At 64.0% G+C, this 15,952-nt stretch carries 9 protein-coding genes; 4 read left to right on the plus strand and 5 right to left on the minus strand.

All coding sequences use genetic code 11. The features are described from left to right. Positions 1–8: 8 nt before the first annotated feature. Genes F0A17_RS04650 through F0A17_RS04660 form a run of 3 tightly spaced genes read right to left on the minus strand, consistent with a single transcriptional unit; the run spans position 9 to position 5,121 of the window. Positions 9–3,944 carry an AAA family ATPase gene (locus F0A17_RS04650; RefSeq protein WP_149327194.1) on the minus strand — a complete coding sequence of 1,312 codons (3,936 nt, stop codon included), beginning with the start codon at positions 3,942–3,944 and terminating at the stop codon, positions 9–11. A 30-nt stretch (positions 3,945–3,974) separates the two neighbouring features. After that, positions 3,975–4,610 (minus strand): MiaE family protein, encoded by a 636-nt coding sequence (locus F0A17_RS04655; RefSeq protein ID WP_149327195.1) that lies wholly within the window; start codon positions 4,608–4,610, stop codon positions 3,975–3,977. A 31-nt stretch (positions 4,611–4,641) separates the two neighbouring features. Continuing rightward, entirely contained in the window at positions 4,642–5,121 is a 480-nt protein-coding gene (locus F0A17_RS04660; protein ID WP_149327196.1) for a DUF1289 domain-containing protein, read from the minus strand. A gap of 267 nt (positions 5,122–5,388) precedes the next feature. Here F0A17_RS04660 and acnB point away from each other — a divergent pair, with 267 nt between their 5' ends. From acnB to F0A17_RS04680, 4 genes are all read left to right on the plus strand, one after another. After that, positions 5,389–7,992, plus strand: a complete 2,604-nt coding sequence (acnB, locus tag F0A17_RS04665) for a bifunctional aconitate hydratase 2/2-methylisocitrate dehydratase (protein WP_149327197.1) — start codon at positions 5,389–5,391, stop codon at positions 7,990–7,992. A 310-nt stretch (positions 7,993–8,302) separates the two neighbouring features. Next, a complete protein-coding gene (locus F0A17_RS04670; RefSeq protein WP_149327198.1) occupies positions 8,303–8,908 on the plus strand; it encodes a porin family protein in 606 nt (201 codons plus the stop codon). A 127-nt stretch (positions 8,909–9,035) separates the two neighbouring features. Next, complete coding sequence (gene rraA / locus F0A17_RS04675; RefSeq protein ID WP_149327199.1) at positions 9,036–9,524, plus strand: ribonuclease E activity regulator RraA; 489 nt, start codon at positions 9,036–9,038, stop codon at positions 9,522–9,524. 91 nt (positions 9,525–9,615) lie between these two features. Further along, on the plus strand, positions 9,616–11,487 hold the full coding sequence (locus F0A17_RS04680) for a glycerophosphodiester phosphodiesterase family protein (protein ID WP_149327424.1): 1,872 nt from the start codon (positions 9,616–9,618) through the stop codon (positions 11,485–11,487). A gap of 2 nt (positions 11,488–11,489) precedes the next feature. Here the strand turns inward: F0A17_RS04680 and ggt are convergent, their stop codons facing one another. Further along, a complete protein-coding gene (gene ggt / locus F0A17_RS04685) occupies positions 11,490–13,319 on the minus strand; it encodes a gamma-glutamyltransferase (protein WP_149327200.1) in 1,830 nt (609 codons plus the stop codon). Positions 13,320–13,428: 109 nt separating this feature from the next. Next, the gene (gene ppsA / locus F0A17_RS04690) at positions 13,429–15,801 is read right to left on the minus strand and encodes a phosphoenolpyruvate synthase (RefSeq protein ID WP_149327201.1); all 2,373 of its coding nucleotides are present in this window, start codon (positions 15,799–15,801) and stop codon (positions 13,429–13,431) included. Between the last annotated feature and the right edge of the window lie 151 nt (positions 15,802–15,952).

A 15,952-nucleotide genomic window follows, 5' to 3' on the forward strand; every position in this document is an offset into this window, starting at 1 on the left:
GCCCTGCTTCATTCGTTATCGATGGTCACGCGACCTTCCACATCGCTCGCCTGTAGCTGCCTGCGATCGAGCAGCGTGCGCCAGCGGATCAGCACCGGAGCATCGCTGTGGCTGACCCGACTCAACAGCTCGCGGAAAAGCTCCCGCGCCGATTCGTCATGACTGTCGATCAGGGTCAGCCAGGCTTCCATGGCGCAAAGCTCCTGATGCCGATTTTCGTGCAGGCGGGCACATTCCAACGCCTGCTCCACCAACCGCCGCACCTCGCTCGCGGGGCGACCCAGGCAGTGTCGCACCCGCGCCAATTGCACCGCCAGTTCGGGTACGAACAGCGTGCTGCGCTCACGGGCGATCAGCAGGCACTGGTCCAGGTAGTCCTCGGCGCGGCTGAATTCGTCCACGGCAATGCAGGCGTCGCTATACCACAGCGTCGGCCGATGGTAGCGGTCGCGACCGGTGATCTCACCGAGTTCCTCCTGAGACAGCTCCATCGTCGTCAGGCCGTCGCGGTCGCCCGAGAGCGCGCGACGCCATCCGAGCACGCCTTGCGCCGAAACCTGCCATAGATGCAGATCGGGGGTTTCGGTCAGCGCCACGGCCTGCTCGGCGCGACGAGCAGCCAGATGCACATGCCCGAGCTGGCGATAGAGCGCAGCGGCGAACAGCAGCGCCATGGCCAGCGAGCCCGGGTGGCCGATCCGCTCGGCAAGGCGAATGGCGGCTTCCACCTGCTGCTCGGCGCGGCGATAGTCGCCACGCAGGCAGATCGTCCAGCCTTGGAAGCAGGCTGCCGCCACCTGAGGATGCTCGGAGAACGGCAGCCACTCGATCATCATCGGCTGTTCGAGCGGCGCGATCTCCTCGAGATGATCGAAGGCCTGCCCGATACGTCCTGCCCAGTACTCGCAGTTGGCCCGGGCGTAATCGGCCAGACGCTGATAGCGAGAATCCTCGAGCTTGCCTGCAATGGTGGCAAGGCTGGCAGCCAGCGAGAAGGCATCGGCATGTGCATGGCGCTGGCTGCAGCCGACCCACAACCCCCACTTGACCAAGAAGGCCTGCTCCAGGTCCTCGGCGTCCTCGGCATGGCAGCCCTCTTGCTGCAACAGCAACTCGCGCGCCCGCACGAAGCTCTCGTGCGCGGTGGGCGAACCGTGCCCCTCCAGGGCGAAGGCGGCCTGGCCGCGCACGGTGAGCAGACTGATTTCACGCTCAGCCTGGTCCTCCACGTGACGCAGGCTGGCCAGACCGAAGTCGGCCATCTTCATTGCTGTGCGATTGGCACTGACCTTGAGCGCCTCGCGTGCCGCCAGCTCGAAATAGCGCGCCCCGCGGGCGTAATGGCCGCTGCGTCGCAGATGAGTGGCGAAGTCGCCCGGATGACGACCGATCCACATGGGAAAGCGTTCTTCGATCAGGCTGACCACCTGCCGGTGAATGCGCACCCGCACGTCACGTGGACAGGAGAGATAGGCGGCTTCCTGCAGTAATTGATGACTGAACTGGAATTCGCGGCAACCGCCCTCGCCGCCAACCGACTCGATGATCTCCAGCCGGCGCATCTGCTCGAGGGCACGATTGAGCTGTGACATTTCCCAGCCGCTGCACTCGGCGAGAAAGTCGAGCCGAAAGCGGCGGCCCAGTACCGCGGCGATATGAGCCACTTCGCGATGGCCATCCAATTGATCGATACGCCCGGCCAGCAGGCCCAACAGGCCACGCGGAAGTTCGTCGAGATGCACGCTGCGCCCTTCGCGACGATCCATCTCCAGACGCCTGCAGATCTCCTGCATGTAGAGCGGCACGCCGTCGCAGCGCTCGATGATCTGCCCCCGGAGCCGCGGACTGAGATGCAGTCGGTAGCGCCGTGCCAACTGCGACAGCAGCCGCGACGACTGCATCGCATCGAGATGGCTCAAGGTAACCTGCTGATCCCAATGCAACCGCGTCGGCAGCGCCTCGCGGCCATGATGACTGGCGACCAGCAGGAAGGCGCAATTGATCGGCAGGCGCGCCTGTAGCCCGGCCAGCACACGAAACGAGGGCTCGTCGAGCCACTGCAGGTCATCGATCATCAACACTTGGGTGCGTTCGATCGACTGACGCTCGATGACCCGGCACAGCAGCGCAACGACCTGGTCCACCGCTTCGCCGCTCTTGGCCAGTCGCGCCACCTCGTGCGTCTCCCTGACTCCCAGCGCCTCTTCCAGCAGGCTGCGCTGATCGGAACTGAAGTCGAGATCGGCCTCGTCGAGCAGCTCGGTCAGGCGGGCGGCATCGAGCTTGTCGTCCAACCGCCAGCGCAGCAATGCCCGGGCGACTCCGTATGGCTCCAGAACCGACAGACGTGTGGTGGGCTGCCAGCAGATGGCGGCGTCACGACTCAGTTCGAGCTGGCGAAAGCCGACCATCAGCGCCGACTTGCCCATGCCCGAGGCGCCGCGCACCAGCACGCTCTGGCGCAGCCCGATACCTGCCCGCGCCAGGGCATCGCGCAGCACCCTGAGCGGCGCTTCGCGGCCGATCAGGCTCGGCGGCATCGCATCGCGTCCGCCTTCGTTTTGTCCCAGCACCAGCGCACGCAGTCTCACGCGGCCGTCGCTCGCCACCAGCCGCGACGACAATCGCGGCTGCAGGTCCAGCGCCGGCGGCATGTGCTGGCTCGCTTCCTGGGAAATGACCAGTTCACTGCCTTCGGCGGCACTCATCAGCTCCAACGAGCCTTGGGTCACCTGGCCCAGCGGATCGACCAACTGGCGCTCGGGCAGATAGACGACACGGCCGCTGTTGAGTCCGGCCGCCAGTTCGATGCGCGGTGGCTCCTCTTCGCCGCTCCAGTGTCGTGCGATCTCGTCGGGCAGCACGCGTCGGCAATGCTCGTAGAGCGCTACCAGTTCGGCCAGCTGGTGCGCCGGACCATGAGTACCGAAGCAGGCCAACCCCAGGCCGCCGGTGGCTCCAGGAAGCCAGAAGCCGCCGAGGTGATGGCACTGCTGCTCCAGCCAGCGCATCAATTCGATCTGCAGCGCCAGACAGGCACGCGTCTCGTCGCGGGCAGAGAACTCCCCTTTCACGCGCAGGCGAATGGCCATGACGGATAGCTGCCGCTGCTCGATCTCATCTTCACGCAGGGGCGAGCTGCCGGCGGCCAGGGTGCGTGAGAAAGCACCTTGCGGAGAGAGGCCCTGCAGGTCGGGACTGCCGTCGGACCAGTAGCGCGCCAACTGCAGAAAACTGGGCTCGGGCTGCTGCCCGGATAGCGCCAGCAACTGCAGATAGGCATTGTACTGCTCGTGGGCGGCGGCCAACTGCCCCTGCTCGGCGAGCTGGCGTACCAGGCGCTCGTGAAACGGTCCATAGCCGGAGAAGCGGCTCACCAGCGCATGCAGCAACGCATCGGGCACCTCGCTGTGGTGCTCCAGCACGCCCTCGGCGAAACGGATCACCCGCTGGCGCCATTCATTGCGCAGCTGGACCAGCCAGCGCTGGAATTCAGTGCATGCGGGTAACTGCAACTCCTCGACGAGATCACCGCGGTAGCGTCCGAGCAACTGCTCGAGTGTCACGACATCCCGTGGCCCCTCCAGCAGTTGCTGCAGCTCGTGCAGGTCGAAACGCCAGCTGTCGGGACGGCGGAAGGCAATGGTCTGCCGCGAAACCACCAGCACCCGTTCGGCCTCCTCGCCCAGCGACTGACGCAGGCAATGGAGAGCATGGCGCAGATTGGTACGGCCGGAGGAGAGCCCTTGATCGGGCCATAGCAGCTCGGCCAGGCTGGCCCGGTTGACGGGTTGCTGATGCAGCAACAGGTAGACCAGCAGCGCCTTGACCTTGTCGTAGCTGAACTGGGTGAGGACGTCGTCCCCCAGCGTCAGTGAAAACTGGCCGAACAGCGCCAGATGATCCCAATCACTGTTATGCACGATCTCTGAAGCGTCCTGCATGACGGAACCCTGCGTGGCAAAGTGGCAGTGTCAGTCCGGCACCCCACTATGGAAACGAAACGCCGTGTCCGGCGTGACTATTAGTTGTGATTCGCAGCCTGCGAAGAAGGCCACACGCTCGTCGATCGGCACCACGGACAGGTGCCGCGCCAGCATGAGGTAGTCTTCGTAGTGACGGCCCTCCGACTTAACCAGAGTGCGGTAGAACTTGGCAAGGTCGTCGTCCAGGTGTGGAATCAGCCTGGCGAACCGTTCGCAACTACGGGCCTCGATGAAGGCGCCGATAATCAGGATATCGACCAAGCGGTCGGGATCTTGAGGCCGGACATGGCACCTCAGACCTTCGGCGTAGCGCGATGCGCTGAGGTGCCGGTAGACGATTCCCCGGCTCTCCATCAGCTTTACCACCTGCTCGAAATGCAACAGCTCCTCGCGAGCGAGCTGCGACATCTTGGTCAGCAGCAACGGCTGGTCGACGTAACGGTAAAGCAGGCTCATGGCGGTCGACGCCGCTTTCTTCTCGCACTGGGCGTGATCGATCAATAGCAGTTCGGGGTTTGCCAGCGCCCAATCGACCCAGGCATCGGGCGTGGGGCACGCAAGGAAGGCAAGCAGGTCCGGCGGCAGCTCGACGTCATGACGGGTCGCTTCGAGGATATCGGGCATGGTTCTCGGCTCGGGATCTTTGGGTAGGCGGTCAGGTACCAAAACCAGGTCGGCAATCGTCGGAGGGGGAGCGGGACACCGGCAGGTCGAGTCGGCGACGGTCCGCCTCCTCCAAAAGTCGCGCGTTAAGATGCGCGTGCAGCTCGCCAGCAGTGAGCCCGGCTGCCGCCCCGAGCGGCTCCAGTCCATAGCAACGCAGGTCGCGAATGCGATCGCGACCGACGCGCAGCAGTTCGATCGCGCGTGACAGCGGTGGCTGGTCGGGACGGAAACGGATGCGATGACGACGCATTTGGCGCTCAAGGCTGGCCGCGTCGTCGACGCGCAGAAAATGGGCGGCAACCCGCTCACGCAGGGCGTCCAACGCCGCCATGCGCTCGGCACGCTGCTCGGCGGTCAGTTCGAACCACTCGCCGATCTCGCTGTCCGCCCGCTGGCAGCCGCGGCATACGCTGTCGCCCAGGGTGGTAGAACAGAGCCCCACACAGGGCGAGGCGATATGCGAATTCATAGGCGCTCCCCCAATACTTCTGTGCTCATGGTAACGCGCCCCGGCCCGGGTGGCACCCTGAAGTTGGACGAACGTCCCGTTGGGCGACATCGCGGCGACCAAAGTCTAGGCCCCGGCCGGGAGGGCCAACTTAACATTGTCGACAGTTTCCCGTAGAATCGCGCCACCCAGTGACTACGGTTGTTTCACCCGCCAAGGCAGTCTTTTCGCCGATGTTCATCGACGTATCGACCTGCTTTGGGCAATACACCAGATGAGGGCCCCAACGTGCTTGAAGCCTATCGCCAACATGTCGAAGAACGCGCCGCCGAGGGCATCCCGCCGAAGCCCCTGAATGCCGAACAGGTCGCCGCACTGGTCGAACTGCTGAAGACCCCGCCGGCCGGCGAGGAGGAATTCATTCTCGACCTGTTGACCAACCGCGTTCCGCCGGGCGTCGATGAGGCCGCCTACGTCAAGGCCGGCTTCCTGACCGCCGTCGCCAAGGGCGAGGCGCAGTCGCCGCTGGTCGACAAGGTGCACGCCGTCAAGCTGTTGGGCACCATGCAGGGCGGCTACAACATCGCCACCCTGGTCGAACTGCTGGACGACGACGAGTTGGCCAAGGAGGCCGGCGAGCAGCTCAAGCACACCCTGCTGATGTTCGACGCCTTCCATGACGTGGAAGAGCGCGCCAAGGCCGGCAACGCCGTGGCCCAGGAGGTGCTACAGTCCTGGGCCGATGCCGAATGGTTCCTCTCCAAGCCGGCGCTGGCCGACAAGATCACCCTCACCGTCTTCAAGGTACCGGGCGAGACCAACACCGACGACCTGTCGCCCGCCCCCGATGCCTGGTCGCGCCCCGACATTCCGTTGCACGCCAATGCCATGCTCAAGAACGAGCGAGAAGGCATCGAGCCCGAAGTGCCGGGCACCACCGGCCCGCTCAAGCAGATCGAGGCAGTGAAAGCCAAGGGCTTTCCGGTCGCCTACGTCGGCGACGTGGTCGGTACCGGCTCCTCGCGCAAGTCCGCCACCAACTCCGTGCTGTGGTTCTTCGGCGACGACATTCCCAACGTTCCGAACAAGCGCGCCGGCGGCTTCTGCTTCGGCGGCAAGATCGCCCCGATCTTCTTCAATACCATGGAAGACGCCGGCGCCCTGCCCGTGGAAATGGACGCCTCCAAGCTCGCAATGGGCGACGTGATCGACGTCTACCCCTACGAAGGCAAGGTATGCAAGCACGGCACCGATGAAGTGGTGTCCACTTTTGAACTCAAGACCCAGGTGATCCTCGACGAGGTGCGCGCCGGCGGCCGTATCCCGCTGATCATCGGTCGCGGTCTGACCGGCAAGGCACGCGAGGCGCTGGGCCTGTCCCAGTCCGATGTGTTCCGCCTGCCCGAACAACCCAAGGACACCGGCAAGGGCTTTACCCTGGCCCAGAAGATGGTGGGCAAGGCCTGCGGTATGGAAGGTGTGCGCCCGGGCATGTATTGCGAGCCGAAAATGACCACCGTGGGGTCCCAGGACACCACCGGCCCGATGACACGCGACGAACTCAAGGACCTCGCCTGTCTCGGCTTCCAGGCCGACCTGGTGATGCAGTCCTTCTGCCACACCGCAGCCTACCCAAAGCCGGTCGATGTGGAGACCCACCATACCCTGCCCGACTTCATCATGAACCGCGGCGGCGTCTCGCTACGCCCGGGCGACGGCATCATCCACAGCTGGCTCAACCGCATGCTGCTGCCCGACACCGTGGGCACCGGCGGCGACTCGCACACTCGCTTCCCGCTGGGCATCTCGTTCCCGGCCGGCTCTGGCCTCGTCGCCTTCGCCGCCGCCACCGGCGTGATGCCGCTGGACATGCCGGAATCGGTGCTGGTGCGCTTCAAGGGCAAACGCCAGCCGGGCGTCACCCTGCGCGACCTGGTCCACGCGATTCCCTACTACGCCATCAAGCAGGGGCTGCTGACCGTCGAGAAGTCCGGCAAGAAGAACGCCTTCTCCGGCCGCGTGCTGGAGATCGAAGGCCTTGAGGATCTCACCGTCGAGCAGGCCTTCGAACTCTCCGACGCCTCCGCCGAGCGCTCCGCCGCGGGCTGTACCATCACCCTGTCCGAGGAGAGTGTCTCCGAGTACCTGCAGTCGAACATCACCCTGCTCAAGTGGATGATTGCCAATGGCTACGGCGACAAGCGCACCATCGAGCGCCGCATCCTGGCCATGGAGGAGTGGCTGGCCAACCCGAGCCTGATGCGCGCCGACAAGGACGCCGAGTACGCCGAGATCATCGAGATCGACCTGGCGGAACTCAAGGAACCGGTACTCTGTGCTCCGAACGACCCGGACGACGCCCGCCTGCTCTCCGATGTCGCCGGCGAGAAGATCGACGAAGTCTTCATCGGTTCGTGCATGACCAACATCGGCCACTTCCGCGCCGCGGGCAAGCTGCTCGAGAAGCAGCCGGCCGGCAGCCTGAAGACCCGCCTGTGGCTGGCGCCGCCGACCAAGATGGACCAGCACCAGCTGACCGAAGAGGGATACTACGGTATCTACGGCCGCGCCGGAGCACGCATGGAAATGCCGGGCTGCTCGCTATGCATGGGCAACCAGGCCCGTGTTGCCGCCAAGAGCACCGTGGTCTCGACCTCCACCCGCAACTTCCCCAATCGTCTGGGCGACGGCGCCAATGTCTATCTGGCGTCGGCCGAGCTGGCGGCGGTCGCTGCGGTGGAGGGCCGCCTGCCTACCGTCGCGGAGTACCAGCGCTACATGGGCGAATTCGACGCCATGGCCGGCGAGATCTATCGTTACATGAACTTCCATGAAATCGAGGAGTATCAGTCTGCCGCTTCCAACGTGATTCCGGTCGCTCAGGAAGCCTGATCCCCACCTTTCGACTCCGATGCTCGCACCATCGAAGGCCCTCGGCAGCCGAGAGCCAGAGCCGATGAACGAAGCGCCCTTCGGGGCGCTTTTTTATTGACCTCTTGTCCCGCTGACTCCTCGTCCGCATGACATGTCGTCCAGGACCGTCGCTGGTGGTACGTTTCGTTACGCATACTGCCTTGAGCGCCCCCCACCGCAAGACTACGTTATAAATGCCTGTATGCGAGGCTGACGAAACCATTGGCCTGACTTCCGCATGCACAGGAAAGGGGATTTTCAAGGCTAGGGACTTTCAAGGAGTCAGAACATGACACGTCATACGCTCCTCACCATAACGTTCGCCTCCACTTCACTACTCATCGCCTCGGCTCATGCCCAGAGCAACGCGCCCCATGAGCGCTATGCCTATCTAGGTGTGGGCACCGGCTTCAGCTCGCTGGAGAACGATCGGGAGGAAGTGGACAATTTCATCGATGCCGGTGCCAGCGATTTCGACCTTGACGACGACGACAATGTCTGGAAAGGCTTCGTCGGCTATCAATTCAACCGCTACATGGCAGTAGAGGCGTTCTACACCGATCTGGGCCGCGTTCAACTGCGCGGCAACGACGTTGCCAACACCGACCTGGAATCCACCGCCTATGGCGCCAGCCTGGTCGGGCAGTTGCCGCTGACCAGCTGGTTCGCTCCGTTCGCCAAGATAGGGGCGGCCAAATGGGAGACAGACGTGGACGGCAATCTCGGCGATGCCAGCCTCGACCTGGAAGATAACGACGGCGTCGATCCGGTTTACGGTCTGGGCGCCCAATTCACCTTCAGCCCGGTGCTGATCCGCGCCGAGTACGAACGCTACGACTTCGACAACGATTACACCATCGATTCCTTTACCGCCTCGGTAGGCCTGCGTTTCTGACTCTCCCCTCGACCGAAGACGCCGGGCTTGACCGGCGTCTTCGCGTGCGGCCTCGACCAAACGACGACGGCCGGACCAGACGATCCATGGCATCATCCGGCTACGCATCCATGACAAGGAGCCTTCAATGAGCGCCATCATCACCCCCGACATCTGCGACGCCCATCCCGACGTAGAGGTTCTCGACCCCATATTCATCAACTTCGGGGGACGCGATGCTTTCTGCGGCCCGATTCGCACCGTCAAGTGCTTCGAGGACAACTCCCGCGTGAAGGAGGCTGTCGCCGAACCCGGTGAGGGTGCCGTGCTGGTCGTGGACGCCGGGGGGTCTCAGCGCTGCGCCATGCTCGGCGATATGCTCGCCGAACAGGCCGTCGACAACGGCTGGGCCGGCGTGGTCATGTACGGCTGCGTTCGCGACGTCGACGTGCTGGCCGAGACAGATCTCGGCGTACAGGCGCTCGGCTCGCATCCGCGCAAGAGCGAGAAGCGCGGCGAAGGCGTGCGCGACATACCGGTCACCTTCGCCGGTGTCACACTGAAGCCGGGGCAATGGCTCTATGCCGACAACAACGGCATCGTGGTGGCCGACGAACGCCTGCCGCTCGAAGCATAAACCGCCTGTAGGCCATGGCTTTCTTGCCCTTCGCACGAGTGCGATGCCACTCTAAGCGTATGATTTCCAGCCAGGAGCCAACGCCTTGATATTGTCATCCTTGGGCGTGGACGTGCTACGCAGCCTGCGCGAACACCTGCGTCCCTTGGTGGCGTATCATCTGTTCTTCACCCTCCTGGCCTCGAGCCTGCTGCTGCCGGCCGTGGCCTGGACCCTGACCGAACTGCTCGGCCGCTTCGATCGTCCCGTCATTACCAATGCCGAACTGCTCGACCTGCTGCTCAGCCCCGGGGGGGTACTGTGGTTGCTGGCTGCGGTCGGGCTGACCTTTCTCATTCTCTATCTGCAGCAGGCCGGCATGATCCTCGTCGCCATCCGGCGTCACGACAACCACCTGCGTCTTGCCTTCGTTGCCCTGTGGCAAACCGTGCATCGCCTGCCGGCGCTGATCGGCTTGGTGCTACTGCAAGTGGGCGCCCACCTGCTCCTGCTCGTCTTGGCTGCACTGCTGTTGGTCTGGCTCTATGGCGTCATCATCGGCGACCTCGATCCCTACTATGTGCTACGCATCCGGCCGGCAGTCTTCTGGCAGTACGTGGCCTTGGCCGCCCCGCTCTGTCTGGGCTGGGTCATGCTCGCCGCCATGCTCTACGTCCGCTGGATACTGGCCCTGCCGGTGGCCACGCTGGAGAGCCTCGGACCTCTCGCCGCGCTGCGTCGCAGTCGAGTCCTGACTCAGGGGCACCGCGCCGCGGTCGCGCTAGTCGTGATCGCCATGCTGCTGGCCATTGTCGCCTTGCCTCTCGCCGCCAGCACGCTGTTCGATCGCGTCTTCACGCCACTGCTGTGGTGGTTGCCGGAGCGCAACGTGGTGCTGATTCCCGCCATGCTGGCCTACGTTGCCGGTTACGTGCTGGCGACGTTGGCCATCACTTTCGTCGGTATCGCCGCCAATGCGCTGCTCTCGGCCTGTCTTTACCTACGCCTGGCCCACCAGGAACCACGCCCCACCCCACCGCCACCCGGCGCCCACCCCGGCCGGCTCGCCTGGGGAGTCGAGCTCACCGTGCTGTTGTTCGCCCTGCTGCAAGCCTGGTGGATCGTCAACAGCTTCGAATTGCGCGACGACGTTACCATCATCGCGCATCGTGGAAGTTCGATGACGGCACCGGAAAATACGTTGGCAGCCGTAGAGAGGGCGATCGAGGATGGCGCTCACTACGTGGAGATCGACGTGCGCCTGACCGCCGACGGCGAAGCGGTGCTCTACCACGACCGAAGCCTTCAGCGCCTGACGGGCGATCGGCGCAACCTGAGCGACCTCACACTGGATGAGCTCCAGCAATTCGATGTCGGCCAATGGTTCGGAGATGCCTACGTGGGCGAGCGCATTCCCAGCCTGGACGAAGCGCTGCAGGCCGTGCGTGGACGTAGCCAATTGATGATCGACATGAAGCCCGATTCCGGGGCGGAGGAGGCCTTGGTGGATGCGGTGCTTGCCGCATTGGAAAGGGAGACCGTGGGCCGCCGCGACTGCATCGCCCGCGTCAGCCCTGCGAATGCCGCCCGCTGCGGCAATCCCAACGTGATCGAAGAGACGCGCCTGGCGGTGATGTCGCCTGCCGTCATCGAGGCGATCAAGGAGCGCGAACCGGCCCTGCGCGTGACCCTACTGGCCCAACTGGTCATGCCAGGCACGTTGGATAGACGCAGTTTCGACGCCCTGGGGTTACGCCACAACCGTATCACGGAGAATGAGATCCGGCTGGCGCGGGCGCTGGGTTACGAAGTGCACGCCTGGACGGTCAACGATCCGGCGCGCATGTCGCAATTGGTCGATCTGGGTGTGGATGCGGTCATCACCGACCATCCCGATCGTCTCGCCGAACTCATCGCGGACCGCCGCGAGCTCAGCGACGGCGCCCTGCTGCTGGTGAAACTGCGCAACTGGTTGCGCCGCTGACCTCAGTCCCCCATCACCACGCCTTCCCGGCGCGGATCGGCGCCACCGAAGAAACCGTCCTCCGTGCGCTGGATCGCCTGCAGTCCGCTGGTCAATTCACGCTCGCTGGCCTCGTGCCCCAAGGCATTGAGCGATTCGATCACCGCCGCGGGAAAGCGTCCCTCTTCCAGGAAAGCGGGACCGCCCAGCGTAATGGCGTGAGGCAGATCGAGCGCCTCCTGCGCATCGAGCCCCCAATCCAGCATCGCCACCAGCGCCTTGGCTGTATAGTGGATGATCGCGGCACCGCCGGGAGAACCGAGGCTGGCGATAAGCTCGCCACTCTGGCGATCGAAGACCAACGTCGGACTCATGCTCGAGCGGGGCCGCTTGCCGGGTTCGACGCGGTTGGCGATCGGCGTACCGTCATCATCCAGCGGTCGAAACGAGAAGTCGGTGAGTTCGTTGTTGAGCAGGTAGCCGCCCGGCAGGCCGGTGCCGCCATTGGCCATGATGCGCGAGCCGAAAGCCTGCTCGATGGTAGTGGTCATGGCCACCGCATTGCCCTGCTCGTCGATGATGCTCATGTGACTGGTGCCATACTCCGGCTGTGGCGGCTGCACGGCCCAGGCCGTCTCCAGCTCGCCCGGATCGCCCGGCTCGGCGGCATCGGGCCCCATGCTCTCCTCACCGATCAGCTCTGCGCGCTCGCCGAGATAATCCGAATCGACCAGACTGTTCCAATCCCCTCCGGGGGCGTCGACGAAGTCGGGATCGCCGATGAACTTGTTGCGATCGGCAAACGCCAGGCGCGACGCTTCGAGAAAACGGTGCAGCCATTCGGTGCTCGGTCGATCCCCGTCCAGCGGCTCGTCGAGTTCGGGCAGATGCTCTATGATCCCCAGGATCTGCATGATGGTGAGGTGACCCGATGATGGGGGCGGGAAGCCGCAAACGCGGTAATCCTGCCAATCGGTGCAGATCGGGGGCCGCTCCTTGGCCACGTAAGTGGCCATGTCTTCCATGCTGATTGCCCCCGGACGCTCGGGGTGGTCCTGGACGCGAAACACGAGATCCTCGGCGATCGAACCGGTATGCAGCGCCTTGCTGCCGTGCTCGGCGATATCGCGCAGAATGGCGCCGAGCGCCGGGTTCTTGAGTTCGTGTCCTTCGCCGAGCGGCTCGCCCTGCTCGTCGTAATAGAAGGTACCTGCGAGCGGATCCTCGCGCAGCCGCTCCTCCTCGACGAGGCTGGTATGCAGGCGTCGGCTGACAGGAAACCCCTCCTCAGCCAGCGTGATGGCGGGCTCGAACAGCTCGGCCCAGGGCAGCTTGCCATGCTTCTCATGAGCGAGTTCGAGCATGCGCACCGTACCGGGAACGCCCACCGACAAGCCGCTGGCCACCGCCTCCATGAATTCCAGCGGCTCGCCACCGCCGTTGAGGAACAGTGATTCGCTGGCGGCCCGCGGAGCCACCTCACGTCCGTCGTACGCCTTGACCTCACTACCGTCATAGTGCATCAGGAAGGCACCACCGCCGATCCCGCTCGATTGGGGCTCCACCAGCGTCAATACCATTTGTACCGCAATCGCAGCATCGACGGCCGATCCCCCCGCCTTGAGCACCTGATAGCCGGCATCGGTGGCCAGCGGGTTGGCGGCGGCCACGGCAAAACGCTCCGTAGACCAGCCGGGCTTTTCAGTGAAGCCGGACGACGATTCCGGGGTAATCGCCGGGGCCTCGTAATCGAAGGTCGTATCGGCGAATACCGTTGGCGACACGCCCACAACCAGGGCGAAGCCGGCACCGGCCAGCCAGCGCCTGCAGGGTAAGGAGGTTGTCATGTCCATGTAAAAGAGCCCCTCGGTAACTCCGTGTAAGAGGTGTACAGCATAGGCGAAAAAACGCCCGGTTGACGACCTCAACCGGGCGCGATGGCAGGGCGGGATCGACGGGGCGCTAGGCCAGCGTCTCCCCCGCCAGCATGAACCATGTTTCCAGTACCGCATCGGGATTGAGCGATACCGAATCGATGCCCTGTTCCATGAGCCACTTGGCCAGGTCGGGATGATCCGAAGGCCCCTGCCCGCAGATGCCGACGTACTTGCCCTGCTCTCTGCAAGCCTGTATCGCCATGGCCAGCAGCCGCTTGACCGCCGGGTTCCGCTCATCGAACAGATGCGCCACGATACCGGAATCACGGTCGAGCCCCAAGGTCAGCTGGGTCAGATCGTTGGAGCCGATCGAGAAGCCATCGAAATGCTCCAGGAATTCTTTGGCCAACAAGGCATTGGCCGGCAGCTCGCACATCATGATCACCCTGAGCCCGTTGTCGCCCCGCTTGAGCCCATTGGCGGCCAGCAGGTCGACCACCTCGCGGGCCTCATCGGTCGTGCGCACGAAAGGCACCATGATCTCCACGTTATCGAGTCCCATCTCGTCGCGTACCCGCTTCAGCGCGCGGCATTCCAGCTCGAAGCACGGGCGGAAGGCATCGGAGATATAGCGCGAGGCACCGCGGAAACCGAGCATGGGGTTCTCCTCACCCGGCTCGTACTGCTTGCCGCCGATCAGGTTCTCGTACTCGTTCGACTTGAAGTCGGAAAGACGCACGATCACCCTCTGCGGATAGAAGGCGGCCGCCAGGGTCGAGATTCCCTCGACCAGCTTGTCGACATAGAAGCTGACCGGATCGGCGTAGCCGGCGGTGCGCAGATTGATGGTCTGCTGTAGTTCCAGCGGCAGCGTGTCGTACTCGAGCAGTGCCTTGGGGTGCACTCCGATCATACGGTTGATAATGAATTCCAGGCGTGCCAGGCCTACGCCGGCATGGGGCAGCCCGGCGAAGCTGAAGGCGCGATCCGGGTTGCCGACGTTCATCATGATCTTGAAGGGGATGTCGGGCATCGAGTCGACGCTGGTGACGCGACGATCGTAATCCAGCAGCCCTTCGTAGACGTGGCCGGTATCGCCTTCGGCACACGAGACGGTCACGTCGCGACCTTCCTCGAGTATCTCGGTGGCATCGCCACAGCCCACCACGGCGGGAATGCCCAGCTCACGGGCGATGATCGCCGCATGACAGGTCCGCCCACCGCGGTTGGTGACGATCGCCGAGGCACGTTTCATGATCGGTTCCCAGTCAGGATCGGTCATGTCGGTAACGAGGACATCGCCGGGCTTGACCTTGTCCATCTCCTCCGGCGTGAAGACGATCCTCACCGCACCGCGGCCGATGCGCTGGCCGATGGCACGCCCCGACACCAGGGTGCGCCCCTTCTCCTTGAGATGGAAGCGTTCGAGCTTGCCGCCCTCGAGCTGGGATACCACCGTCTCGGGGCGTGCCTGGACGATGTAGAGTTCGCCATCGTCGCCATCCAGCGCCCACTCGATGTCCATCGGACGACCATAGTGCGTCTCGATGGTGACCGCCTGACGCGCCAGCGCCATGACCTGTTCGTCGTTGATGCAGAAGCGGGCGCGGTCCTTGAGCGGTACGTCGACGGTATCCACCGACTTGCCGGCACTGGCATCACCGCTGTAGACCATCTTGATCAGCTTGGAACCGAGATTGCGACGCAGCACGGCAGGCCGTCCGGCCGCCAGGGTGGGCTTGTGTACATAGAACTCATCGGGATTGACCGACCCCTGCACCACCGTCTCGCCCAATCCCCAGGAAGCCGTGACGAATACCGCATCGCGATACCCGGATTCGGTATCGAGGGTGAACAACACCCCCGAAGCGCCGGTTTCGGAACGAACCATCTTTTGGATGCCGGCCGACAGCGCCACGTTCTCGTGGGCATAGCCCCGATGTACGCGGTAGGAGATCGCGCGGTCATTGAACAGCGAGGCAAAGACTTCGTGCACGGCGCGCTTGACGTTATCGAAGCCTTCGATGTTGAGGAAGGTCTCCTGTTGCCCGGCGAAGGAGGCGTCAGGCAAATCTTCTGCCGTGGCCGAGCTGCGCACCGCCACCTTGAGGTTGGGATGACGGCTGGCGAGCCTGTCATAGGCGGTGCGCAGGTGCTCCTCGAAGGTGGGCGGCAGCGGCGTGTCGATCACCCATTGACGAATCTCCGCGCCGACGCGCGCAAGCTCTGCGACATCGTCCACGTCGAGCCGAGTCAGCGCCTGATTGATGCGCTCGTTGAGCCCTTCATGGGCGAGGAATTCCCGGTAGGCGTGGGCCGTGGTAGCAAAGCCGCCGGGCACGGTGACCCCGGCTCCCGAGAGGTTGGAGATCATCTCGCCGAGCGAAGCGTTCTTGCCGCCCACTCGGTCAACGTCGCTCATACCGAGCTGATCGAACCACAGGATGTAGTCTTCCACGTAACCCCCTTGATCTTCGATGCCTGTTTTCCGGCCGCTGACGTGGCGTCGCGACGCAAAAGGTCAGGTTTCGGGACAATCACACGATGCTGCCCACCTTAACCGTAAGCGGCGATATTCGCCATTGGTCTAACATCGAAGTCACTGAAGG

This window comes from Billgrantia pellis (assembly GCF_008297955.1).
GTDB lineage: Bacteria > Pseudomonadota > Gammaproteobacteria > Pseudomonadales > Halomonadaceae > Halomonas > Halomonas pellis.

What these genes read in the sequence shown, in the direction of transcription:
- ggt (WP_149327200.1), bottom strand. Translation starts at nt 13,319, where the DNA reads ATGGACATGACAACCTCCTTACCCTGCAGGCGCTGGCTGGCCGGTGCC.
- rraA (WP_149327199.1), top strand. Translation starts at nt 9,036, where the DNA reads ATGAGCGCCATCATCACCCCCGACATCTGCGACGCCCATCCCGACGTA.
- F0A17_RS04655 (WP_149327195.1), bottom strand. Translation starts at nt 4,610, where the DNA reads ATGCCCGATATCCTCGAAGCGACCCGTCATGACGTCGAGCTGCCGCCG.
- F0A17_RS04660 (WP_149327196.1), bottom strand. Translation starts at nt 5,121, where the DNA reads ATGAATTCGCATATCGCCTCGCCCTGTGTGGGGCTCTGTTCTACCACC.
- F0A17_RS04670 (WP_149327198.1), top strand. Translation starts at nt 8,303, where the DNA reads ATGACACGTCATACGCTCCTCACCATAACGTTCGCCTCCACTTCACTA.
- F0A17_RS04650 (WP_149327194.1), bottom strand. Translation starts at nt 3,944, where the DNA reads ATGCAGGACGCTTCAGAGATCGTGCATAACAGTGATTGGGATCATCTG.